Genomic DNA, 24,268 nt, shown 5'->3' with positions numbered 1-24,268 from the left:
CACTCGATCCGGGAGCGATCACAGCGGCGGATCGATCGCTTCGTCGTATTCCTTCTTGAAGCGCGCGATCAGCTCGGCGGCGGGCACGATGCCCTCGACGCTGCCGATGCCCTGGCCGCTTCCCCAGATCTCCTTCCAGGCCTTCGGCTTGGCGCGCTCGCCTGAGGCGTCGGTGCCGAAGTTCATCTTGGAGGGATCGGACGTCGGCAGGTTTTCCGGGTCCATGCCTGCGGCCAGGATCGAGGGCTTCAGGTAATTGCCGTGCACGCCGGTGAAGAGATTGGAATAGACGATGTCGTCGGCGCTCGAGCCGGCGATCATCTCCTTGTACTTCTCGACCGCATTGGCCTCCTTGGTCGCGATGAAGGCCGAGCCGATATAGGCGAAGTCGGCCCCCAAGATGCGCGCGGCGCGGATCGCCTTGCCGTTGCCGATCGCCCCCGACAGCGCGATCGGGCCGTCGAACCACTTGCGCGTCTCGGCCACGAAGGCCAGCGGCGAGATGGTACCGGCATGGCCGCCGGCGCCGGCCGCGACCAGGATCAGGCCGTCGGCCCCCTTCTCGATCGCCTTGTGCGCGAATTTCTGGTTGATTACGTCGTGGAAGACGATGCCGCCCCAGCCGTGCACGGCCTGGTTCAGCTCCTCGCGGGCGCCGAGCGAGGAGATGATCATCGGCACCTTGTACTTGGCGCAGAGCTGCATGTCGTGATCGAGCCGGTTGTTCGACTTGTGCACGATCTGGTTGACCGCGAACGGCGCCGACGGCTTGTCGGGATGGGCGCGGTCATAGGCCGCGAGCTCTTCGGTGATCCGCGCCAGCCATTCGTCGAGCAGCTCCGGCGGCCGCGCGTTCAGCGACGGAAACGAGCCGACCACCCCCGCCTTGCACTGCGCGATCACCAGATCGGGCACCGAGATGATGAAGAGCGGCGAGCCGATCACGGGGATCGACAGGCGCCCCTTGAACAAGGCAGGCATGGACATTGCGGAACGATCCTTTGTTGGCCGGTCGAATTGAAAGCTGGGAGCCATACCAACAAGGCAATCTTTCCACTGTCAAGTATTGCGTTTTGGCGCCGTGTCCGATGCGGCTACCGCAATTCCAAGCAGCGGAATTCGAGCCTTCCAGGTCTACCCGCCCGTCATTGCGAGCGAAGCGAAGCAATCCAGAAATGTATCCGCGGAGACGGTCTGGATTGCTTCGTCGCAAGGGCTCCTCGCAATGACGCGGCGAGAGCTGCAGATGACACCCTACCCGATCAGATCCGGATTGATCAGCCGCTCGAACGAGAACATCTCGTCCCACTTCTCCTGCGTCAGCAGCTTGCGCTCGACCACCACGATCTGGTGCAGCGACTTGCCGCTCTTGTAGCCCTCGCGCGCGATCTCGGCGCATTGCTTGTAGCCGAGCAGCGGCTTCAGCACCGTGACGATGCCGAGCGAGTTCAGCACCATGTTGCGGGTGTGCTCCTCGTTGGCGGTGATGCCGACGACGCAGTTCTCGCGCAGGCTGTTGACCGCGCGCTCCATGGTGCGAATCGAAAAGAACAGCGCGAACGAGATCACCGGCTCCATCACGTTGAGCTGGAGCTGGCCGGCGGATGCCGCGAGCGTCACCGTGGTGTCGAGCCCGATCACGAGGAAGCTGGTCTGGTTGACGACCTCGGGGATCACAGGGTTGACTTTGCCCGGCATGATCGAGGAGCCCGGCTGCAGCTGCGGCAGGTTGATCTCGTTGAAGCCGGCGCGCGGGCCCGAGGCGAGCAGGCGCATGTCGTTGCAGATCTTGGTCAGCTTGCTCGCGGTGCGCTTCAACACGCCCGAGAGCTGCACATAGGCGCCGGTGTCGGAGGTCGCCTCCACGAGATCGCCGGCGAGGATGAAATCGACGCCCGTGAGCGCGCTGAGGTGGCGGACGGCGAGCTTGGGATAACCGACCGCCGCAGTGACGGAGGTGCCGATCGCGGTGGCGCCGAGATTGATCTCGCGCAGCAGCGCGCGCGCTTCCGAGATACGGTCGACCTCCTCGCCGATCGTGGTGCCCCAGCCCCGGAATTCCGCGCCGAGCGACATCGGCACCGCGTCCTGCAGATGCGTGCGGCCCATCTTCAGCACCCGGTCGAACTCGCGCCCCTTGGCGAAAAAGGCTTCCTGGAGCTGGCGCAACGCCGTCATGTAGCTCTCGAGCCGCAGGATCAGGGCGAGGCGAAAGGCGGTCGGATAGGTGTCGTTGGTGGACTGGCCGTAATTGACGTGATCGTTCGGACTGACGTGCTGGTAGTCGCCCTTGGCAAAGCCGAGCGATTCCAGCGCGAGGTTCGCGATCACCTCGTTGGCGTTCATGTTGGTCGACGTGCCGGCGCCGCCCTGGATGAAATCGGTGACGAACTGATCCATCATGTCGCCGGCGATGACGCGGTCGCAGCCGAGGATGATGGCGTCCGCGACCTTGGCGTCGATCGCGCCGAGGTCGCGATTGGCCATCGCGGCGGCCTTCTTGACGTAACCGAGCGCCTTCACGAAGTAAGGCTCCTGGTTCATCGGAATGCCGGTGATGTGGAAGTTCTCCTTACCCCGGATGGTCTGGACGCCGTAATAGATGTCGTCGGCGATCTCACGCTGTCCGAGGAAGTCCTGCTCCGTACGGCTCATGGGCGCTCCTTGGTTCTCGCGCGAGGGCCTTCAGTTCTGGCACAGCGCGCTGGTCACGAAAGTGTCGGTGCGGCAGTCGTCCGACTTGCGTTGCCGGCCGGGGATCAGGACCTTGGCGGAGCATTTTTCCGCGGAATCGGCGTTCAGGCTCTTGCCTTCCTTGTAGCCCTTGCCCTGGCAGAGCTGGTCGGCCGCCTGCTTGCAGTCGGGTGCGCCGTTCGCAGAGACCGGGCAGATCACGCGCCCCGACACCATGGTCGAGGGCTTGGCCAGCCGCGACAGGTCGTCCATGGTTTCGCTGGGGCTTTTGATCGGCGGCAGGATCGAGGGCAGCTTGTCGAACAGCTTGCCCATTTCGTTGATCAGCCCGGGATTCTCCTCAGCTGCCGGCGACGCCGATGGAGCGGGCGTCGACGGCGGCGGGGCGGCCTGCGCCCCCTGCTCCCGAAGGCCGAGCGTCGGCGGGGCGGATTGCGGCCGGGCTGTTCCGCCGGCCGCGAGAAGGAGCAGCAGCGCAGCTGACATCAGCGTCCCAGACCGTGCGGCCGGATTGCCGGATCGAACCATCATGACGGCAACCGTAACCGAAGCCGGCGCGGCGGCAAAGCCGCCGCCCTAGATCAGCTTGACCGCGATGACGAAGCCGAGCACCAGCACCGCGGCCCCGATCGCAACCCAGAGACCGAGATGCTTCTCGATCCGAACCCGGATCCAGTCGCCATAGCGGTTGAGCAGGATCGCGACGACGAAGAAGCGCCCGCCGCGCGCGACGATCGAGCACAGGATGAACAGGATGATGTTGTAGCCGGCAAAGCCCGAGGTGATAGTGACGAGCTTGTAGGGGATCGGCGTCAACCCCTTGAGCAGGATGATCACCGCCCCCCATTCGGCATAGGAGGCCCTGAAGGCGTCGACCTTGTCACCGAGGCCGTAGACCTGGATCAGCCACTGGCCGACCGAGTCGAACAGCAGCGCGCCGATGGCATAGCCGACGACGCCGCCGATCACCGAGGTGATGGTACAGACCGTTGCATACACCCACGCGCGCTGCGGGCGCGCCAGCGACATCGGGATCAGCATCACATCCGGCGGGACCGGAAAGAAGGAGCTTTCGGCGAAAGACACGATGCCCATGATCCAGAGCGCGTAGGGCTTGTGGGCGGCGTCGATGCACCAGTCGTAGATACGTTTCAGCATGGCGCCGCGATGAAGCACCATGGGACGGATTTGTCCATCGCCAGTTTTTGGGCGATTTGTGACGTTTTCAGTGGCGCTTGCGCGCGGCGCGGCCGTCGAGCGCGACAATAGGCCGCCGCGAGGCCATGCGCGGTGACGCGACTTTGGGCAATTTCGCCGGCGTCTTCGGCAGTTTCTCGGCAATACCGAGCATGTCCTCCCGCCGCGTCATTTCCCGCCAGACGTCCTCGGGGCGTACTCCGGCCGAAGCCCACAGCACGGTGAGATTGTAGAGCAGGTCGGCACTTTCCCGGATCACGGCCTCACTATCGCCATTGACCGCATCGATGACGACCTCGATGGCTTCTTCGGCCAGTTTCTTCGCCATTTTTGAGGGCCCACGCTGAAACAGCCGGGCTGTGCGCGATGTTGCCGGATCAAGATCTCTGGCCGCGAGCACAGCCAGATATAGCCGCTCAAGCGAATCACTCATGGTACTCAAAACTACTCGAAACAAATGGCCGGCGTGTTAACACGCGGCAATATAAGCAAAAAACAAGCCGCCGCGGCAAGCGCGACGGCCTGTTCGCCGATGACGTATGGCCGATCGGTTAATAGCAGCTATAGCCGGAATAGCCGTGGGCGCAGGGGTTTTTGTAGCCGCCATAGGTGTAGCGGTTGCCGGAGTCGTAATAATAGGGACCATAGCCGGGGCTGCTGTAATAGACCGGGCCGCCCTCGTAATAGTAACCCGGACCCGGATCATAGGCGTAGGCATTGCGGCTGGCTGCGATCGCGAGGCCGGTCGCGGCCAGGCCGAACATCGCGGCAGCGGCGGCGCCACCACCACCGCCATGCCAATGACGACCGCCCGCGTAAGAGGCGCTGGGTGCAGCGGCAGTCAGGGCCACCACGGCGGCCGTGGCAAGAACGGCCTTGCGGCCGACGAACTTCGAAAAGCTGTCAAACATGATCTGGACCCTCCTTGGGACCTCGGATTGTGCCTGACGACAGGCTGATGTCTGTCAAACACTCGCCCCCTAAGTAGGTTCCCCAACCCCAACACAAGCTGAACGGGGTTGCGTAACGATGCCGCAAGCCCGCTCATCCACCGTTCATGTTCGCGCGCGCACGCTCGTCGCGGGCCGGCGCTGCAAGCCGTCACGAAACCATAACAATGCGGGGCCGGCGCGACCGATGTCCGGATTCAAGACGATCGCCCTTCAGTGCCTGCTGGCCCTTGCAATCTCGTTCCCCGCATTGAGTGTGCGCAAGGCCATTGCGGCCGAGAGCGGCGCTCCCTCGACTGCCATCCACTTCACCTTCGACCGTCCGATCGATGCGAGCATGGCGCCGTTTTTCCTTGCGGCGAAGGACGGCAGGTTCGGCGCCGAGCATCTGAACGTGTCCTTCAACAGCGCGAACGGATCGCCGGAGGCGCTCGCACGCATCGCCAAAGGCGACAGCGAGCTCGCGCTCGTCGACATCAACGAGCTGATCCGGTTTCGTGACAAGGACGATGCGGCGCCGGTCAAGGCCGTGTTCGTGCTGTTCGACCGCGCGCCTTACGCGATCGTCGCGCGCAGGAGCCGCGGTGTCCGCGTCCTGCCCGATCTCGACGGCAAGACCGTCGGCGTTGCCGACGGCGATCTATCGATGCGGCTGTGGCCGGCACTGGCGCAGCAGAACGGCATCAAGGCATCGCACGTCAAATTCCACAAGATCGGCGCCGCGGTGCGCGAGCCGATCCTGTCCGCAGGACAAGTCGATGCCGTCGCCGGCTTCAGCTACCTCTCGGCGGTGAACCTGCGCGATCGCGGCGTGCCCGAAGCCGATCTCGTCGTGCTGCGCTATGCGGATTACGGCTGCGAAGCCTACGGCTTTGCCGTGGTGGCCAACACCGCCTTCGCCGCGTTGAAGCCGGATGCCGTGAGGGGCTTCGTCCGCGCCTTGATCGAGGGCATCAAAGCGACGGCCAGGGAGCCGGCGCGGGCGGCGGAGGAGGCCGCGAGCCGCATCGACGACGGCGACCGCAATCTGGAGCTGGAGCGCCTGCGCGCCGTCCTTGCCGACAACATCCTGACCGAGGAGGTCAAGCGCAACGGCGTCGGCGGCATCGAGCCGGCGCGCCTGGAGCGCTCGATCGATCAGATCGCGCAGGACTTCAAATTCCGCAAACGGCCGGCTTTTCGCGACGTCTTCGACGACCAGTTCCTGCCGCCGCTGGCAGAGCGGCTGATCAACTGAGCAAAACTGCAAGCTTGCGCTGTATCTCGCGCCGGTCCCTGCTTAGAATGTGGGCTCCCTCGTCGCCGAGTCCCTCGCCCACATGTCCATCCTCCGTCTCTACACCCGCGTTCTCGAGCTGCTCGGCAAGGAGGCGCGGCTCGGCTGGGTGCTTGCGGTCGCCAACCTCCTGCTGGCGGGATCGCAGTTCGCCGAGCCGGTGCTGTTCGGCCGGATCGTCGACGTGCTCTCGGGCAAGGCCGTGGCCGGCTCGAGCTCGGCCTGGCCGTTCCTGGCCGCCTGGGTCGCGTTCGGGCTGTTCACCATCGTCTGCAGCGCGCTGGTGGCCTTGCAGGCCGACCGGCTCTCGCATCGCCAGCGCCAGGCGGTGCTGACCGATTATTTCGAGCACATCCTGCAGCTGCCGTTGACCTTCCACTCCGGCACCCATTCCGGCCGGCTGATGAAGGTCATGCTCAACGGCACGGACGCGCTGTGGCGGCTGTGGCTCGGCTTCTTCCGCGAGCATTTTGCCGCGATCCTTTCGGTCCTGGTGCTGCTGCCGCTGTCGCTCTACCTGAACTGGCGGCTGGCGATCCTCTTGTTCGTGCTCTGCATCGTCTTCACTGGCCTGACCACCTTCGTTGTGCGCAAGACCTTCGGCATGCAGATGGAGGTCGAGGAGCATTACAGCGAACTCTCCGCGCGCGCGTCGGACGCGCTCGGCAACGTCGCGCTGGTGCAGAGCTTCGTGCGCGTCGAATCCGAGGTCAAAGGACTGCGTTCAGTCGCCGACGAGCTGCTGGCCGCGCAGATGCCGGTGCTGTCGTGGTGGGCGCTGGTCACGGTGATCACGCGCGCGTCCACCACCATCACGGTGCTGGCGATCTTCACCCTCGGCATCGCGCTGCACGACCAGGGCCTGACCTCGGTCGGCGAGATCGTGATGTTCGTGAGCTTCGCGACGCTGCTGATCCAGAAGCTCGAGCAGGTGGTGAGCTTCATCAACAGCGTGTTCATGGAAGCCCCGCGCCTGCGCGAGTTCTTCAATGTGCTCGACGCCGTGCCCGCGGTGCACGACCGACCCGACGCAATCGATGCCGGCAGGCTGTCGGGCCTCGTCGAGTTCAACGACGTCACGTTCTCCTATGACGGCAAGCGGCCGGCGATCGAGGACCTCACCTTCACCGCGCTGCCGGGCCAGACCATCGCGCTGGTCGGCCCGACAGGGGCAGGCAAGTCGACCGCGATTGCGCTCCTGCATCGCGCCTTCGATCCGCAATCCGGCGTCATCAAGATCGACGGCATGGACGTGCGCGGCGTCACGCTGACCTCGCTGCGGCGGAACATCGGCGTGGTGTTCCAGGAAGCACTGCTGTTCAACCGCTCGATCGCGGAGAATTTGCGCGTCGGCAAGCCGGATGCGACCGAGGCCGAGATGCGCAAGGCGGCGGAGCGCGCGCAGGCGCTGGAATTCATCGAGCGCAGCGGCGGTTTCGAGACCAATGCCGGCGAGCGCGGCCGCATGCTCTCCGGCGGCGAACGGCAGCGGCTGTCGATCGCCCGCGCCCTGCTGAAGGACCCGCCGATCCTGATCCTGGACGAGGCGACCTCCGCGCTCGACGCCGTCACCGAGGTCAAGGTGAATGCCGCTCTCGACGAAGTGATGAGGGGCCGCACCACCTTCGTGATTGCCCATCGCCTCTCCACCATCCGCAACGCCACCCGGATCCTGGTGTTCGAGAATGGACGCGTGATCGAAACCGGAACTTTCGAGGAACTCGTGGCCAAAGGCGGCCATTTTGCCGAGATGGCCAAGGCCCAGTTCATGGTGCAGGAGAACGCGCGGGCCAGCGTGACGGCCGCCGAGGCTGCCGCGACAGCTGCCAAATCCCCCTAGCAAGTCCCGAGAGGACCGTCGAAATTCGGCCTACTTCGTTGCGGAATACCCGCCCGAAGCCCCTATTCTCGACGCACCAGCCGGTATAGGTTTGCGACGCCGCAAGCGGCGGCGCTGGATTTCAGAACCGACAATCAGATCACGAGAACCGACCCTCTCGGGCACGGATCTCCAAGGACCGGAATCGGATAGTGCACGCCCTTCGCCCGCTGCTTCGCAAATCCCTGTTCAACCTGTTCGCTGCGACGCTCGCCTGTGCCGCGTTGCTCGCACCGCGCGCGGCGGACGCCGAAGCGCTCCTGCTGATCGAGGCCGACAGCGGCAAGGTGTTGCAGGCCGAAAACGCGACCATTCCGTGGTATCCGGCCTCCGTCACCAAGATCATGACAGCCTATGTGACGCTGAAGGCGGTCAAGGACGGCAGGCTGACGCTCGACACGCTGCTCACGGTGTCGCCAACCGCGGCCTCGCAATCGCCCTCGAAGATGGGGTTCCGCCCGGGAACGCAGGTCACCGTCGACAACGCGCTGAAGATGATGATGGTCAAGTCGGCGAACGACATGGCCGTGGTGCTCGCCGAAGGCGTCGGCGGCTCGGTCGACGGCTTCTCCGCGGTGATGAACGACACCGCGAGGAAGCTCGGCATGACCCAGACGAGCTACGTCAACCCGAACGGCCTGCCCGCCGAAGGCCAGGTCACCTCGGCGCGCGACCTCGGCATCTTGGCGCGCTCGTTCCTGCGCGACCTGCCGGAGTACGAGTACTTCGTGCACATCCCGGCGATCCGCTTCGGCAAGCGCGTCACCGGCAATTTCAACAAGCTGATCGGCCGCTATCCCGGCGCCGACGGGTTCAAGACCGGCTTCATCTGCGCCTCCGGCTACAACCTCGTCGCCTCGGCCACGCGCAACGGCCGCCGGCTGATCGCGGTGGTGCTCGGCGCCAATTCCGGCACGGCGCGCGCGGTGAAGGCGGCGCAGCTGCTGGAGCGCGGCTTCGCTCAGGACAACCTCACCTGGCTGCGCCCCTCGCTCGGCACCGTCGACAATCTCGTGCCGGTCGATGCCACGCCGCCGAATCTGCGCGACGAGATGTGCGGACCCAACCGCAAGCGGCCGGCCAGCGACGACGACGATGCGCTGATTGCTGCCAATGGCGGCGCGACCGGATCCGCCTCCGCCACCGGCGGCGCCGCCCAGTTCACCTTCTTCACGGCCGGCCTGCAGCCGCCGCTGATGAAGGCTTCCGAGCTGATGGCCTCGGCCCCCGCGGCCACAGAGCCCGTGCAGGTCTATACCGGCCCGACCCGCACCGGCACGGCCTTGATCGCCGCGGTCGCGGCCGATGCCGACCAGCAGGCCGCGTCCAAGCCGCGTGGCAAGAAGTCGCGCGTCGCCAAGAAGCCAGACGCCGCCGACAAGCCCAAGGAGGGAAACAAGGAGGCTGGCACGAAGACCGCGGCGGTGAAGCCCGACGCCAAGCAGGCTGACGGCAAGACCGCAGCCAAACCGGCCGCTGCCAAGCCGGCGGGCGCCAAGCATGCTGCTGCCAAGCCCGATGCGGCCAAACCTGCCGAGAAGCCTGCAAGCGGCGACCAGGCCGCCAAGCCCGCCAAGCCCAAGGCTGCGAAGCCGGCCGCTGCCGCGAAGCCGGCGAACAACAGTTAACGCCTCTCGGAATTGAGCCAGCCCGCGCTTCGCACCTGCGGCAGCGCGGTTTTGCGACGATTCCAGTAGCGACACCCCGACCTTTGCCCTAAGCCACGATGGCTTGCCACCCGTTCCGGCAAGCTGGATACTGGCGGCAACGAGGCAAGCCCGAGGACAACGGGCCCTGGTCAATGAGGGGAGTCTTCCATGGAGCGCATCTGGCTCAAGCAATATCCGCCTGGCGTGCCCGCCGATATCGAGCCGACGCAATACGCATCGCTGGTCGACCTGCTGGAGGAGAGCTTCACCAAGTTCGCCGACCGCAAGGCGTTCATCTGCATGGACAAGTCGATCAGCTATCGCGACCTCGACCAGATGTCGGTCGCGCTCGCCGCGTACTTGCAAGGCCGCGGGCTGCAGCGCGGCGCGCGTGTCGCCATCATGATGCCGAACGTGCTGCAATATCCGGTCGCAACCGCCGCCGTGCTGCGCGCCGGTTTCGCGGTGGTCAACGTCAACCCGCTCTATACCCCGCGCGAGCTCGAGCACCAGCTCAAGGATTCCGGCGCCGAAGCCATCATCGTGTTGGAGAACTTCGCTCACACCGTCGAGCAGGTGATCGCGAGAACGCAGGTGAAGCACGTCATCGTCGCCAGCATGGGCGACCTGCTCGGCTTCAAGGGCGTGATCGTCAACCTCGTCGTCCGCCGGGTCAAGAAGATGGTCCCGGCCTGGTCGCTGCCAGGCTCGGTCCCCTTCAACGACGCGCTATCCGCCGGCCGCGGCATGACGTTCAACAAGCCGAAGCTGTCGCCGGGTGACGTCGCCTTCCTGCAATATACCGGCGGCACCACCGGCGTCTCCAAGGGCGCCACGCTGCTTCATCGCAACATCGTCGCGAACGTCCTGCAGAACGACGCCTGGCTGCAGCCGGCGCTCAATGCGCCGCCGCATGTCGAGCAGCTCATGATCGTCTGCGCGCTGCCGCTCTATCACATCTTCGCGCTGACGGCCTGTTATCTGCTGGCGGTGCGCGCCGGCGGCTGCAACCTGCTGATCCCGAACCCGCGCGATATCGCCGGCTTCGTCAAGGAGCTGGCGAAATACCCGGTCAACAGCTTCCCGGCCGTGAACACGCTCTACAACGGCTTGATGCACCATCCCGACTTCAAGAAGCTCGACTTCTCCAAGCTGAAGATCTCCAACGGCGGCGGCATGGCGGTGCAGCGCCCCGTGGCCGACCAATGGAAGGCGATCACCGGCTGCTTCATTGCCGAAGGCTACGGCCTGTCGGAGACCTCGCCGACGCTGACCTGCAACCCGGCGACGGCAACCGAGTTCACCGGGACGATCGGCATCCCGGTGCCCTCGACCTACATCTCGATCCGCGACGATGACGGCAACGAAGTCCCGCTCGGCCAGGCCGGCGAGATCTGCGCCAAGGGCCCGCAGGTGATGTCCGGCTACTGGAACAGGCAGGAGGAGACCGCCAAGGTGATGACCGCGGACGGCTTTTTCCGCACCGGCGACATCGGCGTGATGGACGAGAAGGGCTACACCAAGATCGTCGACCGCAAGAAGGACATGATCCTGGTCTCGGGCTTCAACGTCTATCCGAACGAGATCGAGGAAGTGATCGCGAGCCATCCGGGCGTGCTCGAATGCGCCGTGATCGGCATCCCCGATTCCAAGTCCGGCGAAGCGGTGAAGGCCTTCGTGGTGAAGAAGGACCCGAACCTCACCGCCGAAGCCGTGATCAAGTTCTGTCACGAGCAGCTCACCGGCTACAAGGTGCCCAAGCACATCGAATTCCGCAACGACCTGCCGAAGACCAATGTCGGCAAGATCCTGCGCCGGCAACTCCGCGACGAGAAGAAGGCGGAAGCGGCTTAAAGGCGCGCTTCGGCTCGATGGGGCGCGCCCACGCGCCCCATCGTCATTGCGAGCGTAGCGAAACAATCCAGAGTTATTTCCGCAGAGACAGTCTGGATTGCTTCGTCGCAAGAGCTCCTCGCAATGACGAGAAAATTGCGACCGTCGCCTCATCACAGCGCGGTGAAGCCGTTTCCCTCCGGCGGTAAAATGCTCTAGAACAGCCCCCGGCCCATTTCCATGGAGAAACGACGATGGCGATCCAGATTGGCGACAAGCTGCCCGAGGCGAAATTCCGCGTGATGACGGCGGAAGGCCCGCAGGTGAAGACCACCGACGACGTCTTCAAGGGCAAGAAGGTGGCGCTGTTCGCGGTGCCCGGCGCCTATACCGGCACCTGCCACAAGATGCATCTGCCGAGCATCTTCCTCAACGCCTATGCCATGAAGGACAAGGGCATCGACACCATCGCCATCGTCTCGGTCAACGACGCCTTCGTCATGAACGCCTGGAAGCGCGACACCGACCAGCGCGACGAGGCGATCTTCCTCGCCGACGGCAATGCCGACTTCACCAAGGCGATCGGCATGGAGCTGGACGCCTCCGCCAACGGCCTCGGCATCCGCTCCAAGCGCTATTCGATGCTGATTGAAGACGGCGTGGTCAAGAAGCTGAACCTCGAGGCGATGCCCGGCAAGGTCGAGGTGTCGGGCGGAGATACGTTGCTCGGGCAGCTGTAAGACTCTGGTCATTCCGGGGCGCGCGCAGCGCGAGCCCGGAATCCATCTCACGTCACAACGCGTAGAGGAATGGATTCCGGGCTCGCCCTTCGGGCGCCCCGGAATGACACCTACTCCCTCACCCGCTGCTGCAACCGCGCCATGGCGATGCCGTCGCGCGCGAGCTGATCGGCGCGCTCGTTCTCGGGGTGGCCAGCGTGGCCCTTGACCCAATGCCAGCGGACTTCGTGCTGCTTCAGCGCGGCGTCGAGGCGTTGCCATAGCTCGACGTTCTTCACCGGCTTCTTGTCGGCGGTGCGCCAGCCGTTGCGCTTCCAGCCGAAGATCCAGCCGGTGATGCCCTGCCGGACATACTGGCTGTCGGTATAGAGATCGACCGTGCACGGCCTCTTCAACGCTTCGAGCGCCGAGATCGCCGCCATCAATTCCATCTGGTTGTTGGTGGTATGCGGCTGGCCGCCGTTCAGCTCCTTCTCCTTGTCGCCGAACTTCAGGATCGCGCCCCAGCCGCCCGGCCCGGGATTTCCCGAGCAGGCGCCGTCGGTATAGATCGTGACATTGGGAAGCTCGCTCACGCCACCAGCCCCGACGGCGTCAGCCCGTAGTCGCGCACGCTCGTCACACTCTGGTGGAAGCGCAGCTTGCGAACATATTCCAGCGGGTCCTTCGGCTTGACCAGCGCGCCCGGCGGCACGTTGAGCCAGTCGACCAGCCGCGTCAGCAGGAAGCGGATGGCGGCGCCGCGCGCCAACAGCGGCAGCGCGGCCTCTTCGGCTTCGCTCAGCTGGCGCACGCGGCCATAGGCGTTGAGGAAGGCGCGCGCCTTTGTGACGTTGAAGGAATGATCAGGCTCGAAGCACCAGGCGTTGAGGCAGATCGCGACGTCATAGGCCAGCATGTCGTAGCAGGCGAAGGTGAAATCGATGATCCCCGAGAGCTTGTCGCCGAGGAAGAAGACGTTGTCGTTGAAGAGGTCGGCATGGATCACGCCTTCGGGCAGGTTGCTCGGCCAGATCCCGCTCGAGAGATGGTCGAGCTCGGCGGCGAGGAAGGCGCGCAGCCCCGGCTGCACCTCGTCGGCCCGGTTCGAAGCCGCATCGAACAGCGGCCGCCAGCCGGCGACCGAGAGTGCGTTGGCGCGCCGAACCGTGAAATTGGCGCCGGCCAGATGCATCCGGGCCAGCCCCTCGCCGACCCCGGCGCAATGGGTCGCGTTCGGCTTGCGCGGCCAGACGCCTTCGAGAAAGGTGATGATCGCGGCGGGCCGGCCTGCGAGCTCGCGCAACGCCTCGCCGTCGCGTCCCCGCACGGGCAGCGGACAATTGACGCCGTGCTCGGCGAGGTGGGTCATCAGTCCGAGGAAGAACGGCAGATCGTTCTTCGCCACGCGCTTTTCGTAGAGCGTGAGGATGAACGAGCCTTTGCTCGTGTGCAGCAGGAAGTTGGAGTTTTCGACGCCCTCGGCGATGCCCTTGTAGGAGAGCAATTCGCCGAGATCGTATTGCTTCAGGAAATCCGCAAGCTCGTCGGCGGCGACGTCGGTGTAGACCGCCATAAAGGTCTACTCGGCGGCAGCTTCGGGGCGCACCTGACGCGGCAGCGGGAAGAACTCATTCTCCTCCGCGGCCGAGACCGTCTCCACGTGCAGCGTGTAGCGCTCGGCGAAGGCGTCCATGATCTCCTCGACGATCACCTCCGGCGCCGACGCGCCCGCCGTGATGCCGAGACTCTTGATGTTGCCGAACCTGCCCCAGTCGAGGTCGGCGGCGCGCTGCGCCAGCACCGCGATCTTGCAGCCCTCGCGCTCGGCAACCTCGCGCAGGCGCTGCGAGTTCGACGAATTGGGGGCACCGACGACGATGAGCGCGTCCACCACCGGCGCCACCTTCTTCACCGCGAGCTGGCGGTTGGTGGTGGCGTAGCAGATGTCTTCCTTGTGCGGCCCGTTGATGTTCGGGAAGCGCTCCTTGAGCAGCGCGACGATCTCCGCGGTGTCGTCGATCGACAGCGTGGTCTGGGTCACGAAGGCGAGGTTGTTGGGGTCCTTCGGCGTGATGGTCTTGGCATCCTCGGCGGTCTCGATCAGGGTCACGGCGCCGGGCGGCAGCTGGCCGAGCGTGCCGACCACCTCGGGATGGTGGGAATGGCCGATCAGGAAGATCTCGCGGCCGCGCTTGAAGTGGATCGCGGCCTCGCGATGCACCTTGGTCACGAGCGGGCAGGTCGCATCCAGCGAGAACAGGTTGCGGGACTGGGCGTCGGCCGGAACCGACTTCGGCACGCCGTGGGCCGAGAACACCACCGGGGCGGTGGTGTTTTCGGGGATTTCGGCGAGCTCCTCGACGAAGATAGCGCCCTTCTTCTTCAACCCATCGACGACGTACTTGTTGTGCACAATCTCGTGGCGAACATAGACGGGGGCACCGTACTTATCGAGCGCCCGTTCCACGGTGTCGATCGCCCGGACCACCCCGGCACAAAAGCCGCGGGGAGAACAAAGCACGATCTTGAGGTCTGGTTTGGCTGACATTGAGCGATCTCGGGACCGAATCACCCGTTTCGCCTTCTGGCGGGGGCGGTCGATGGATGGGAATTGGGCTTAAAACTGTCGGCTTGAACCCTACAGCGGTTCAAAGGGAATTGGGCCCCCTTTCGGGCGGTGTCAAGGCACTATCTATAGCAGAACCATTGCATGGCTACCCCCTCCGGGCTTATATAGCGCGAATTCCCTGTCATCGCTGATGACCACCGGTTTCGCCTCCAGAGGGGTGGGCGAAGCACAAAGGAGATTTGCCATGAGCAACGCACCTCTGATGCCCAAGGCGACCGCCGTTTGGCTGCTCGACAACACCGCGCTGACCTTCGATCAGGTCGCCGATTTCACCAAGATGCATCCCCTCGAGGTGCGCGCCATCGCCGACGGCGACGCCGCCCAGGGCATCAAGGGCATGGATCCCCTCTCCAACGGCCAGCTGACCCGCGAGGAGATCGAGAAGGGCGAGAAGAACCCGGACTACCGGCTCCGCCTCCAGGAGAGCAAGGTGGTGCTGCCGCCCCAGCCCAAGCGCAAGGGCCCGCGCTACACCCCGGTCTCGCGCCGCCATGAGCGCCCGAGCGCCATCCTCTGGCTGCTGCGGAACCATCCGGAACTCAAGGACGCTCAGATCATGCGCCTGGTCGGCACCACCAAGAGCACGATCGCCAGCGTGCGCGACCGTACCCACTGGAACACCTCGTCGCTGACCCCGATCGACCCGGTCACCCTCGGCCTGTGCTCGCAGATCGAGCTCGATTTCGAGGTGCAGCGCGCGGCGAAGGAAAAGCCGATCGACGCAGCCTATGGCGGCGCCACCCTGCTGCCGGCGTCCGAGACCACCAAGAAAGACGAGTTCGAGCCTGCCGAGCGATCGAGCGACGACCTCAACGTCGACGCCGTGTTCGCCAAGCTGAAGACGCTCGGCGGAAAGAAGCAGGACCAAGAGGAGGAGTAGCCCCCTCCTCGACGATCGAACGCACGAAAAGCGCGGCAAGGAAACCTGCCGCGTTTTTTTGCGTGTGAGAGCGCGAGCGTCGAGACGGACGCCGCAAACGCCTCAGAACTTGTACGTCACGCCGGCGCCGACCAGCCAGGGATCGATATGCGCTGTGCCGGTGACCGGCAGGCCGGAGACGGTCGCGCTGTAGTTCGGGCGCAGCCAGAGCTTCTTGACGTCGACGTTGAGACCCCAGTGCCGGTCGATCATGTAGTCGAAGCCGAACTGGACGGCACCGCCCCAGGCATTGCTGACGTGCAGGTTCGTTGCGGTGGCGACCATCGCGGGCGGTCCGACGATGGCCGCCGGCACGTTGGCGGCGGAATTGTTGAAGAACACGGTGTAGTTCACGCCCGCGCCGACATACGGCTCGAACGCGCCGAACTGGTCGAAGTGATATTGCAGCGTCAGCGTCGGCGGCAGCAGCGTGGTCTTGCCGATCGGCAGGTTCGCGAGCGAGCCGGTGCCGCTGATCGAATGTCTGGTCACGCCCAGGATCAGCTCGGCCGCGATGTTCTTGGTGAAGAAATAGCTGATGTCGAGCTCGGGAACGACCTGGTCGCTGATCGACAGACCTGAATTCGGCGACGACAGCGACGGCACGCCCGCGACATTGACGGTGCTCCCGCCCGCATCCGGCAACACGCCGAGCACCCGCAGGCGCACCATCCACGGATTGAACGCCTCCACCGGCGGCGGCGCCTTCTTGTAGGCCGGCAGATCTGCGGCCTGCACTGATGCAAGCGTGCCCACGAGCAGCGCGCCGAGTGTCGCGATCCGCGCCAAGTTTCTTATCGTTCCATCCATAGCAATCCCCTTCAACCATGTCCGCGCATCGTTGCGCGACATCAGCGTCAGAGCAGAAAGAGGACGGTGAAGGATTTGATGCCGATCAAACCAGGACCATCGCGACGCGATTTGACCCCGGCGTTGCAGATGTGTCACGGAAGGCGCGAATCCGAAGCGGGCGGCAACATAGTGCCGCAGCTCACATCATGGGCGCACGGGGTTGTTCAACATGTACTCGCCGAGATCGCGCTGGCGGCGATCGGCGCGCGCGGTGGCGGCGTTGCGCTGGACGTCGCGGTCCTTGCGGCAGGCCACGTATTCCGGCGAGCCTTGCGCATAGCCTCGGCTCTGGCACACCGCGTCGTCATCATCGCCGCCCATCGCCACCGGATTCTGGTAGCGCGCCGAGCAGGCGGAGAGAGCGATGGCGAGAGCTAAGGCGGTCAGCAGGCGTGGCGCGGCGGCAAGTGGCATCGAGGGTCCCTTGTTGACCGCCCCTGTTTAGCGCGGAATGAGGAGATTGTAAGTCCCCGGGCGCCGTTCCACGCTCGCTGTCATTCCCCGCGCAGGCGGGGAATCCAGTACGCCGCGGCGGTCATTGGCTCACACAATCGCCGCGGGTACTGAATCACCCGCTTCCGCGGGTGATGACAGTTGAGTTGGGGACGACCTCGCGCCTCGCCCGTATGACCGCAGAACTTCCTCACACCCTTCCCTTCAGCGCCTCGCCGATCTCGTCGAGCGCCTTGGGATCCTCGATCGTCGCCGGCATGGTCCAGGATTCGCCGTCGGCGATCTTCTTGATGGTGCCGCGCAGGATCTTTCCGGAGCGCGTCTTGGGCAGGCGGCCGACGGTGATGGCGAGCTTGAACGCGGCGACCGGGCCGAGCTTGTCGCGCACCAGCGCGATGATCTCCTTCTCGATCTCGGCGGGCGGGCGCTTCACGCCCGCCTTCAGCACCAGGAAGCCGCACGGCACCTCGCCCTTGATTGCGTCCTTGACGCCGAGCACGGCGCATTCGGCGACATCGGGATGCGAGGCCAGGATCTCCTCCATGCCGCCGGTGGAGAGACGATGGCCGGCGACGTTGATGATGTCGTCGGTGCGGCCCATCACGAAGACATAGCCGTCCTCGTCCTTGTAGCCGGCGTCGGAGGTTTTGTAATAGCCGGGGAATTCGCTCAAGTAGGCTTCCTTGAAGCGCGCGTCCTGATTCCACAGCGTCGGCAGGCAGCCCGGCGGCATCGGCAGCTTGATGACGATCGAGCCCATGGTGTTGGGGCCGACCGGCTTTGCCGCTTCATCGACGACATCGACCTGGTAGCCCGGCATCGGCACCGTCGGCGAGCCGTGCTTCACCGGCAGCATGCCGAGGCCGACCGGATTGCCGGCGATGCACCAGCCGGTCTCGGTCTGCCACCAATGGTCGATCACCGGCACCTTCAGCTGCTGCTCCGCCCATTCCACGGTCGGCGGATCGGCACGCTCGCCGGCGAGGAACAGGGTGCGGAATTTCGAGAGATCGTACTGCCGGATGAATTTCCCTTCCGGGTCGTCCTTGCGGATGGCGCGGAAGGCCGTCGGAGCGGTGAAGAAGGCGACAGCCTTGTGCTCGGAGATCACGCGCCAGAACGCGCCGGCGTCGGGCGTGCCGACCGGCTTGCCCTCGTACATGATCGTGGTCGCACCATGCAGCAGCGGGCCGTAGACGATGTAGCTGTGGCCGACCACCCAGCCGATGTCGGAGCCGCACCACCAGACCTCGCCCGGCTGGACGCCATAGAGGTTGAACATCGACCATTTCACCGCGACGAGATGCCCGCCATTGTCGCGCACGACGCCCTTCGGCACGCCGGTCGTGCCCGACGTGTAGAGGATGTAGAGCGGATCCGTCGCGGCGACGGGCACGCAAGCCGCGCGCTTGCCGTCGTTCAGCGCCTTGCGGCGCAGGCTGGCCCAGTCGTAATCGCGGCTCGGCGTCATCTCGCAGGTGAGCTGCGGGCGCTGCAATACGATGCAGGCCTTCGGCTTGCTGCCGGCAAGCCTGATCGCCTCGTCGAGCAGCGGCTTGTACTGCACGATGCGGCCGGGCTCGATGCCGCAGCTGGCGGACAGGATCAGCTTGGGCTGCGCATCGTCGATGCGGGTGGCAAGCTCCTTTGCGGCAAAGCCGCCGAACACCACCGAGTGCACCGCACCGAGCCGCGCGCAGGCGAGCATCGCGACCACCGCCTCCGGCACCATCGGCATATAGAGGATGACGCGGTCGCCCTTGGTGACGCCGAAATCCTGCATGATTGCGGCGAGCGCCTGGACCTCGTTCAGCAGTTCGGCATAGGTGAGCTTGGTGACCGAACCCGTCAGCGGCGAATCATGGATCAGCGCGACCTGGTCGGCACGTCCGCGTTCGACGTGGCGGTCGAGGGCGTTGTAGCAGGTGTTGACGACGCCTCCGGCAAACCAGCGGCCGTAGGTTCCTTGCGAGGGATCGAAGATCTGTTTCGCAGGCTCGATCCAGTCGATGTCCTTGGCTGCCTCGGCCCAGAACCCTTCCGGATCCGTCAGCGAACGCGCGTGGACCTCGTGATAGCTGCTTTTGCCCTGGACGTTCATGCCCGCGCTCCCGTTCCCTTTGTTCGCCTGGCCCTGACCTGACGACAGGACGAGCGTCCCGCCATGACCAGGATCAATTGCCGGCCTTGTTTGACGGGTATTTTCCCGGGAACGGGCCGCGGTTCAAGCCGAAAAGAACGCGTCTTCTCCCTGTCCCCGTTCTTGCAGGGCAAGGGCGAAGAACGGGCTTTCAGCTCTCCATCGCGTTCAGCCGCTGCAAGCGGTCCTGCATGATCTTCTTCAAATCGTAGCCGGGGCGGCGGAAGCTTGCATTGCGCGTGGTGAGGAACTCGCGCTGGGTCTTGCGCAGGTCGCTGGCGGAACGTCCCTTGGAGGCCCTCAGCACGCGTTCATAGGTCTCGGCAATCTGGCGATCGAGCACGCCGAGCTGAGCATCGGCGCAGATCACCTTCTCGACCTCGCGCTTGGCAGTGGCGCAATTGAAGGACGGGCCGTTGCCCGCCTCCGCATTCAGGGCACGCGGGGACTCGGCGCCGAACTTCGCGATCTCGGCGATCATGACCCGGCGGCCGTTCGCCGCATTCTCGTTGCCCGGGTCCAGCTTCAGCGCCGTCTCATAGTCGGCCAGCGCCTTCTTCCGCTCGCCCATCTTCTTGTAGAGCACGGCGCGGTTGTTGTAGGTCTTCGCGAAATTCGGATCGAGCTTGAGCGCAGCCTCGTAGTCGCTCAGCGCCGCCCCGAGCTCGCCCTTGAACTGGTAGGAATCGCCGCGGTTGGTCAGGAAATTGGCGCGCTGCTCCCGTCGTATCGCCTGGTCGTAATCGGCGATCGCCTTGTCGTACTCGCCCATCGCAGCATAAGTCAGGCCGCGGTTGTCGTAATATTCCGGCACCTTCGGATCGAGCCTGATCGCCTCGCCGTCGTCGGCGACCGCCTTGTCGAGCTGGCCGAGCTTCTTGTAGGCCGCGCCGCGATTGGTGTAGGTGCGCGCGCGGTTTGGATCGAGCCGCAGCGCCTCGTCGAAATTCCTGATCGCCTTCTCGTTGTCGCCGCCGAGATAATAGGCCACGCCGCGGTCGGACCAGGCTTGCGCATCGTCCGGCTTCAGCTTGATCGCCTGGTCGTAATCGGCGAGCGCGCGGTCGAGCCGGCGCTGATTGGTGTAGACGACGCCGCGCAGCTCGTAAGCTTCGGCATCCCGAGGGTCGAGCTCGATCGCCTTGGTCAGATCCGCCGCGGCGCGGTTGAGATCGCCGCCGGCCTCGCGCAGGAGGTCGCCGCGCACGCGCCAGGCCTTCGCGTTCTTGCCGTCGAGCGCGATGGCGCGGTCCAGATCCCGCAGCGCCTGGGACTGGCCGCCGGAGGTCCGTGCATTGGCGTCGGCGCGCGCAACGAGCGCCGCGCTGCGTTCGGCGGCCGGATTGGCGGTCTGGTCGATGATGGCGCTGCATGCCGGGATCAGCTCGGCCGGGTCAGCCTTGCTCCCCAGCACGCACTCGGTGCTCGCCGCGGCGGGGGCCGCGAGAGCGAAACTGATTGCCGCGCCGAGGAATAGGGCGCGAAGCGAGATCTTGGCAGGCGAAAGCGCTTGCGCGGAGGCGTGAGTGCCGCACATGACATAGGGCTCCGTGACGTCGGGTTCTCACCGTTGTCGCAGCTGGCAAGGGATGGGTTCAAACCGGGCCTGGCAGGACGGCCAGTGCCTGCTCTCCCTCGCCCCGCACGCGGGGAGAGGCGAAGGACTCAATACCCATCCACCCCGTTCAGCCGCTGCAAGCGCTCCTGCATCGCCTTCTTCAGGTCGTACCCCGGGCGGCCGAAATCGGCGTTGCGGCGCGCGATGAACGCGTCCTGCTCACGTTGGAGCGCTTTGGCCTCGGCCGCATTGCGCGCTTCACGGATCGCACGGGCATTGGAGGCAAAGACCTCGCGATCGAGATCGGCGAGCTCGCGATTGCCGCAGATCGCCCTTTCCACCGCCAGACGCGCTCGCGCGCAATTGAAGCTGGGCTTGCCCGCGACCGCCATCTGCGCGCCGATCCGCTCGATCTCGCGCGCCATCGCCTTGTGATTGGCCTTGGCCTTCTCGTGGTTCGGATCGATCCTGAGCGCTGCGCCGAAATCCTGCACCGCCTTCGGCTTGTCGCCCTTCTTCAGCCAGAGCTCGCCACGCGCGTTCAAGATGTCCGCAAGGCCGGGGTCGAGCAGAAGAGCGCGGCTGTCGTCGGCGATGGCGCGGTCGATCTGGTCGTGCCGCGCATAGAGCGCGCCGCGCGCGATCAGCGCCTTGATCAGGTCGCCCTTCACCGTCTTCTCGTTGTCGATCACGGCGTCGCAGGCCGTGGCCGCCTTGTCCATGTCGTCGGCTGCGGCCGCCGCGAGGCAGGGCGCGACATCGACCGGCGTCACGGCCACCGGCTCGCCGCCGGTCGCGGCATCGGCCGGGGCGAGCGAGAGCGCGTAGAGCAGCCCGGCGCCGAACAGGTGGATGAGAAAACGCATGCTCGTTGCGGTCGAAACCTTGCCGTCCATCCTCTTAAGATGTTGTCTTGAAGAGGTCTTGCCTTGAAGCCGTACTATCCATCATACGGCAAGATTGGTGCTAGCTTGTGGCACGCTCAGATCGGCTTCGGGGATCATCGTGTCGACATTCGAATGGATCATCGCGCTGCTGCTCGGCGCCGTTGGCTTATCGGCGCTGGCGCGGCGGATCAAGGTGCCCTACCCGACCTTTCTCGCCATCGGCGGCGCGCTGATCGCCTTTGTGCCCTCGAGCCCGTCCTGGGCGCTGGAGCCGGACTTGGCCTTGGCGCTTTTTGTCGCACCGGTCCTGCTCGATGCCGCTTTCGACACGTCGTTGCGCGACCTTCGCAACAACTGGGTTCCGGTCTCGACTCTGGTCGTCGCCGCGGTCGGCTTGACCACGGCGGGCGTCGCCTATGTCGCGCACCGGCTGATGCCCGACATGCCCTGGGCCGCCGCGGTCGCGCTCGGCGCCATCGTGGCGCCGCCGGATGCGGCCGCTGCGGTCGCGATCCTGAGCCAGGTCAAGCTGCCCCATCGCATGGTCAAAGTGCTGGAAGGCGAAAGCCTGCTCAACGACGCCAGCGCGCTGCTGATCTATCGCATCGCCGTCGGCGCGGTCGCCACAGAGCATCTGACCTGGAGCCAGGTCGCGCCGACCATGGCGCTGGCGCTGGTTGGCAGCGTCATCGCGGGTCTGGCCGCAGGCCGCATCATTCCGCTGTTCATGGAGCGGGTGACGGAGGCGCCGAGCGCCATCATCGTGCAGTTCGCCACCACTTTCCTGGTGTGGATCGCCGCCGAGCATCTCGGCCTCTCCGGCATCCTCACGATCGTGGTCTATGCCATCACGGTCGCACGGACCGCGCCGGCACGCATCCCGGCGCGGCTGCGGGTGCCGTCCTATGCCGTGTGGGACACGACCGTGTTCGTGCTCAACGTGCTCGCCTTCATGCTGATCGGCATGCAGATGCGGCCGATCTGGACGCGGCTGGACGCGGACGTGCGCTGGGAATATTGCGTGGCCGCCGCCTGGATCCTGCTCACGGTGATCCTGGTGCGCCTGTTCTGGGTGACGTTCTATCGCACAAGTCTCCGGGTGCTGATCGCGCAGGGACTCTATCGCCCTAAAGATCCGAAGCAGATGGCCTCGCCCAAGGGCGGGCTCATCATCTCCTGGTGCGGCATGCGCGGTCTCGTCACGCTCGCCACCGCCTTTGCCCTGCCGGAAAACTTTCCCTATCGCGACTTCATTGTCTTCATCGCCTTTGCGGTGGTGCTGGGCTCGCTGGTGATCCAGGGCCTGACGCTGCGGCCGCTGATCCTCGCTTTCAACCTCAAGGACGACGATCCCGTCGGTATCGAGGTCGCCCGCGGCCGCGCGGTCGCCTATCGCGCCGCGCTCGATGCGATCGAGAGCGATCCGTCGGAGGAGGCGGAAATCCTGCGGCTCGAATATCGCGCCATCCTGATGCAGACCGAGACCGATCCGAACGGCGGCATCAGCAACGGCGAACTTCCCGCCGATCCCCTCCGCCGCCGCGCCATCGAGGCCGCGCGCAAGGCGATCTTCGATCTGCGCGCCACCGAGGTGATCGGCGACGATGCGTTTCACCGGCTCGAGGAGGAGCTCGATCGCGCAGAATTGAGCGCGGGCGGATGAGGCAGCTCCGCGACACAAACTCGGGGTCGTCCCGGACGAGCGAGCCCTAGGGGCGCGCAGATCCGGGGCGACGGCGAGTTTGGTGCGTTCAGCAACGTGCGCCTCGTCACACACAGCGTCCCGGAGTTTGAACCGGACCCCGCTTTCCCAGACTCACTCCTGATGACGACCTTGATCGACGATCGTCGTGTACGCGCGCGTGATGCGTCGCCCGCACGATACTTTTATTTCCACATGGCGCTGGCCTGCGCCGCCACCGCCTTTCTCGGCTTCGCACCGACCTATTGGGTGCCGCTTGCTCACCGGACATTCTCCGCAAGCCCGGTGATTCATTTTCATGGACTCTTGTTCTTCACCTGGTCGCTGTATTTCGTGCTCCAGACCTGGCTCGCGGCCTCCGGCCGCGTGGTCAACCACCGCTCGCTCGGCATTGCCGGCGTGTCGCTCGCGACCGCGATGACGATTTTCGGTTTCCTCGCCTCGGTCCACGTGATGCAGCATTCCGCCGCGCTCGGGCAGAAGGACGCCGGCATCGCCTTCTCGATCGTGCCGATGAGCGGAATCGCGTTCTTCGCCGTGGTGTTCGTGTTGGCGATCATGAATACGCGCAGGCCCGAGGTTCACAAGCGCCTGATGCTGCTCGCGGCGGTCTCGATCCTCGACGCCGCGATCGCGCGCTGGTTCCTGACCTTCCTCGCGCCTCCCGGACCGCCCGGCCCGCCGCCGGTGCCCGTGACGATCGCGCCGGCTGTCGTCGCCTCCCTTCTGCTCGTCGTCGCCATGGTGCGCGACTGGCGCACCGAAGGGCGCGTGCATCCGGTCTACATCACCGGCACGCTCGCGCTTTTGGCGGTGAAGGTGCTGAACTGGCCGGTCAGCGAAACGGCGGCGTGGCATTCGTTCGCCGGCGGCATCCTGGCGCTGGCGCAGTAGCTCTCGGCGTCGTCCCGGACAAGTGGAGCGCCAA

The 24,268-nt window shown here is 65.3% G+C and carries 22 protein-coding genes; 8 read left to right on the top strand and 14 right to left on the bottom strand.

Going from position 1 to position 24,268, the window contains the following annotated elements; genetic code table 11:
- Positions 1-18: 18 nt before the first annotated feature.
- The 6 genes from N2602_RS04970 to N2602_RS04945 form a co-directional block, all read right to left on the bottom strand.
- Entirely contained in the window at positions 19-987 is a 969-nt protein-coding gene (locus tag N2602_RS04970; protein WP_172785097.1) for a nitronate monooxygenase family protein, read from the bottom strand.
- A gap of 267 nt (positions 988-1,254) precedes the next feature.
- Positions 1,255-2,655, bottom strand: a complete 1,401-nt coding sequence (locus N2602_RS04965) for an aspartate ammonia-lyase (RefSeq protein WP_260381948.1) — start codon at positions 2,653-2,655, stop codon at positions 1,255-1,257.
- Between the two features lie 30 nt (positions 2,656-2,685).
- Complete coding sequence (locus tag N2602_RS04960) at positions 2,686-3,225, bottom strand: hypothetical protein (protein ID WP_260381947.1); 540 nt, start codon at positions 3,223-3,225, stop codon at positions 2,686-2,688.
- A gap of 45 nt (positions 3,226-3,270) precedes the next feature.
- The gene (locus tag N2602_RS04955) at positions 3,271-3,852 is read right to left on the bottom strand and encodes a YqaA family protein (RefSeq protein WP_246570560.1); all 582 of its coding nucleotides are present in this window, start codon (positions 3,850-3,852) and stop codon (positions 3,271-3,273) included.
- Positions 3,853-3,919: 67 nt separating this feature from the next.
- Entirely contained in the window at positions 3,920-4,324 is a 405-nt protein-coding gene (gene hisE, locus N2602_RS04950) for a phosphoribosyl-ATP diphosphatase (protein ID WP_172785232.1), read from the bottom strand.
- Positions 4,325-4,442: 118 nt separating this feature from the next.
- A complete protein-coding gene (locus N2602_RS04945; RefSeq protein ID WP_172785101.1) occupies positions 4,443-4,802 on the bottom strand; it encodes a hypothetical protein in 360 nt (119 codons plus the stop codon).
- A 226-nt stretch (positions 4,803-5,028) separates the two neighbouring features.
- Between N2602_RS04945 and N2602_RS04940 the strand changes: the two genes are divergently transcribed.
- The 5 genes from N2602_RS04940 to N2602_RS04920 all read left to right on the top strand — a co-directional run bounded on the left by N2602_RS04940 (position 5,029) and on the right by N2602_RS04920 (position 12,218).
- Positions 5,029-6,078: an ABC transporter substrate-binding protein gene (locus N2602_RS04940; protein WP_260381946.1), complete on the top strand. Its 1,050-nt coding sequence runs from the start codon at positions 5,029-5,031 to the stop codon at positions 6,076-6,078.
- 82 nt (positions 6,079-6,160) lie between these two features.
- Positions 6,161-7,957 (top strand): glucan ABC transporter ATP-binding protein/ permease, encoded by a 1,797-nt coding sequence (locus tag N2602_RS04935; protein WP_172785103.1) that lies wholly within the window; start codon positions 6,161-6,163, stop codon positions 7,955-7,957.
- 191 nt (positions 7,958-8,148) lie between these two features.
- Positions 8,149-9,624 (top strand): D-alanyl-D-alanine carboxypeptidase family protein, encoded by a 1,476-nt coding sequence (locus N2602_RS04930; protein ID WP_260381945.1) that lies wholly within the window; start codon positions 8,149-8,151, stop codon positions 9,622-9,624.
- Between the two features lie 189 nt (positions 9,625-9,813).
- On the top strand, positions 9,814-11,499 hold the full coding sequence (locus N2602_RS04925) for a long-chain fatty acid--CoA ligase (protein WP_260381944.1): 1,686 nt from the start codon (positions 9,814-9,816) through the stop codon (positions 11,497-11,499).
- 233 nt (positions 11,500-11,732) lie between these two features.
- On the top strand, positions 11,733-12,218 hold the full coding sequence (locus tag N2602_RS04920; protein ID WP_260381943.1) for a peroxiredoxin: 486 nt from the start codon (positions 11,733-11,735) through the stop codon (positions 12,216-12,218).
- Between the two features lie 110 nt (positions 12,219-12,328).
- On the opposite strand, the gene rnhA is transcribed toward N2602_RS04920, so the two are convergent.
- Genes rnhA through ispH form a run of 3 tightly spaced genes read right to left on the bottom strand, consistent with a single transcriptional unit; the run spans position 12,329 to position 14,748 of the window.
- Complete coding sequence (rnhA, locus tag N2602_RS04915; protein WP_212254030.1) at positions 12,329-12,793, bottom strand: ribonuclease HI; 465 nt, start codon at positions 12,791-12,793, stop codon at positions 12,329-12,331.
- On the bottom strand, positions 12,790-13,773 hold the full coding sequence (locus N2602_RS04910; protein WP_260381942.1) for a homoserine kinase: 984 nt from the start codon (positions 13,771-13,773) through the stop codon (positions 12,790-12,792). The genes rnhA and N2602_RS04910 overlap by 4 nt, the downstream gene beginning before the upstream one ends.
- Positions 13,774-13,779: 6 nt before the next feature.
- On the bottom strand, positions 13,780-14,748 hold the full coding sequence (ispH, locus tag N2602_RS04905) for a 4-hydroxy-3-methylbut-2-enyl diphosphate reductase (RefSeq protein WP_172785109.1): 969 nt from the start codon (positions 14,746-14,748) through the stop codon (positions 13,780-13,782).
- A 265-nt stretch (positions 14,749-15,013) separates the two neighbouring features.
- Between ispH and N2602_RS04900 the strand changes: the two genes are divergently transcribed.
- Positions 15,014-15,709, top strand: coding sequence for a DUF1013 domain-containing protein (locus N2602_RS04900; protein WP_172785110.1), 696 nt, complete (start codon positions 15,014-15,016; stop codon positions 15,707-15,709).
- Between the two features lie 102 nt (positions 15,710-15,811).
- Here the strand turns inward: N2602_RS04900 and N2602_RS04895 are convergent, their stop codons facing one another.
- From N2602_RS04895 to N2602_RS04875, 5 genes are all read right to left on the bottom strand, one after another.
- Positions 15,812-16,558 (bottom strand): OmpW family protein, encoded by a 747-nt coding sequence (locus N2602_RS04895; RefSeq protein WP_260381941.1) that lies wholly within the window; start codon positions 16,556-16,558, stop codon positions 15,812-15,814.
- A gap of 186 nt (positions 16,559-16,744) precedes the next feature.
- Positions 16,745-17,014: a hypothetical protein gene (locus tag N2602_RS04890; protein WP_172785112.1), complete on the bottom strand. Its 270-nt coding sequence runs from the start codon at positions 17,012-17,014 to the stop codon at positions 16,745-16,747.
- Positions 17,015-17,243: 229 nt separating this feature from the next.
- Positions 17,244-19,154, bottom strand: coding sequence for a propionyl-CoA synthetase (locus N2602_RS04885; RefSeq protein ID WP_260381940.1), 1,911 nt, complete (start codon positions 19,152-19,154; stop codon positions 17,244-17,246).
- A 190-nt stretch (positions 19,155-19,344) separates the two neighbouring features.
- Positions 19,345-20,730 (bottom strand): tetratricopeptide repeat protein, encoded by a 1,386-nt coding sequence (locus tag N2602_RS04880; protein WP_260381939.1) that lies wholly within the window; start codon positions 20,728-20,730, stop codon positions 19,345-19,347.
- 128 nt (positions 20,731-20,858) lie between these two features.
- A complete protein-coding gene (locus tag N2602_RS04875) occupies positions 20,859-21,617 on the bottom strand; it encodes a tetratricopeptide repeat protein (protein ID WP_260381938.1) in 759 nt (252 codons plus the stop codon).
- Between the two features lie 139 nt (positions 21,618-21,756).
- Here N2602_RS04875 and N2602_RS04870 point away from each other — a divergent pair, with 139 nt between their 5' ends.
- Both N2602_RS04870 and N2602_RS04865 read left to right on the top strand, forming a co-directional pair.
- A complete protein-coding gene (locus N2602_RS04870; RefSeq protein ID WP_260381937.1) occupies positions 21,757-23,301 on the top strand; it encodes a sodium:proton antiporter in 1,545 nt (514 codons plus the stop codon).
- 162 nt (positions 23,302-23,463) lie between these two features.
- Entirely contained in the window at positions 23,464-24,234 is a 771-nt protein-coding gene (locus tag N2602_RS04865) for a hypothetical protein (protein ID WP_212254024.1), read from the top strand.
- Positions 24,235-24,268 lie beyond the last annotated feature (34 nt).

The organism is Bradyrhizobium sp. NC92 (assembly GCF_025200865.1).
In the GTDB taxonomy this organism is placed as follows: domain Bacteria; phylum Pseudomonadota; class Alphaproteobacteria; order Rhizobiales; family Xanthobacteraceae; genus Bradyrhizobium.
Note: the sequence above shows the minus strand (reverse complement) of the source record. Positions and strands in the feature narration are given on the sequence as shown.

Excerpts from the sequence above, each read along its gene's own strand:
- N2602_RS04885 (WP_260381940.1), bottom strand. The coding sequence starts at position 19,154 with ATGAACGTCCAGGGCAAAAGCAGCTATCACGAGGTCCACGCGCGTTCG.
- N2602_RS04880 (WP_260381939.1), bottom strand. The coding sequence starts at position 20,730 with ATGTGCGGCACTCACGCCTCCGCGCAAGCGCTTTCGCCTGCCAAGATC.
- hisE (WP_172785232.1), bottom strand. The coding sequence starts at position 4,324 with ATGAGTGATTCGCTTGAGCGGCTATATCTGGCTGTGCTCGCGGCCAGA.
- N2602_RS04945 (WP_172785101.1), bottom strand. The coding sequence starts at position 4,802 with ATGTTTGACAGCTTTTCGAAGTTCGTCGGCCGCAAGGCCGTTCTTGCC.
- N2602_RS04960 (WP_260381947.1), bottom strand. The coding sequence starts at position 3,225 with ATGATGGTTCGATCCGGCAATCCGGCCGCACGGTCTGGGACGCTGATG.
- N2602_RS04895 (WP_260381941.1), bottom strand. The coding sequence starts at position 16,558 with ATGGATGGAACGATAAGAAACTTGGCGCGGATCGCGACACTCGGCGCG.
- N2602_RS04900 (WP_172785110.1), top strand. The coding sequence starts at position 15,014 with ATGAGCAACGCACCTCTGATGCCCAAGGCGACCGCCGTTTGGCTGCTC.
- N2602_RS04955 (WP_246570560.1), bottom strand. The coding sequence starts at position 3,852 with ATGCTGAAACGTATCTACGACTGGTGCATCGACGCCGCCCACAAGCCC.
- N2602_RS04910 (WP_260381942.1), bottom strand. The coding sequence starts at position 13,773 with ATGGCGGTCTACACCGACGTCGCCGCCGACGAGCTTGCGGATTTCCTG.
- N2602_RS04965 (WP_260381948.1), bottom strand. The coding sequence starts at position 2,655 with ATGAGCCGTACGGAGCAGGACTTCCTCGGACAGCGTGAGATCGCCGAC.
- N2602_RS04940 (WP_260381946.1), top strand. The coding sequence starts at position 5,029 with ATGTCCGGATTCAAGACGATCGCCCTTCAGTGCCTGCTGGCCCTTGCA.
- N2602_RS04920 (WP_260381943.1), top strand. The coding sequence starts at position 11,733 with ATGGCGATCCAGATTGGCGACAAGCTGCCCGAGGCGAAATTCCGCGTG.
- N2602_RS04890 (WP_172785112.1), bottom strand. The coding sequence starts at position 17,014 with ATGCCACTTGCCGCCGCGCCACGCCTGCTGACCGCCTTAGCTCTCGCC.
- N2602_RS04935 (WP_172785103.1), top strand. The coding sequence starts at position 6,161 with ATGTCCATCCTCCGTCTCTACACCCGCGTTCTCGAGCTGCTCGGCAAG.
- ispH (WP_172785109.1), bottom strand. The coding sequence starts at position 14,748 with ATGTCAGCCAAACCAGACCTCAAGATCGTGCTTTGTTCTCCCCGCGGC.
- N2602_RS04865 (WP_212254024.1), top strand. The coding sequence starts at position 23,464 with ATGACGACCTTGATCGACGATCGTCGTGTACGCGCGCGTGATGCGTCG.
- N2602_RS04970 (WP_172785097.1), bottom strand. The coding sequence starts at position 987 with ATGTCCATGCCTGCCTTGTTCAAGGGGCGCCTGTCGATCCCCGTGATC.
- N2602_RS04875 (WP_260381938.1), bottom strand. The coding sequence starts at position 21,617 with ATGCGTTTTCTCATCCACCTGTTCGGCGCCGGGCTGCTCTACGCGCTC.
- N2602_RS04925 (WP_260381944.1), top strand. The coding sequence starts at position 9,814 with ATGGAGCGCATCTGGCTCAAGCAATATCCGCCTGGCGTGCCCGCCGAT.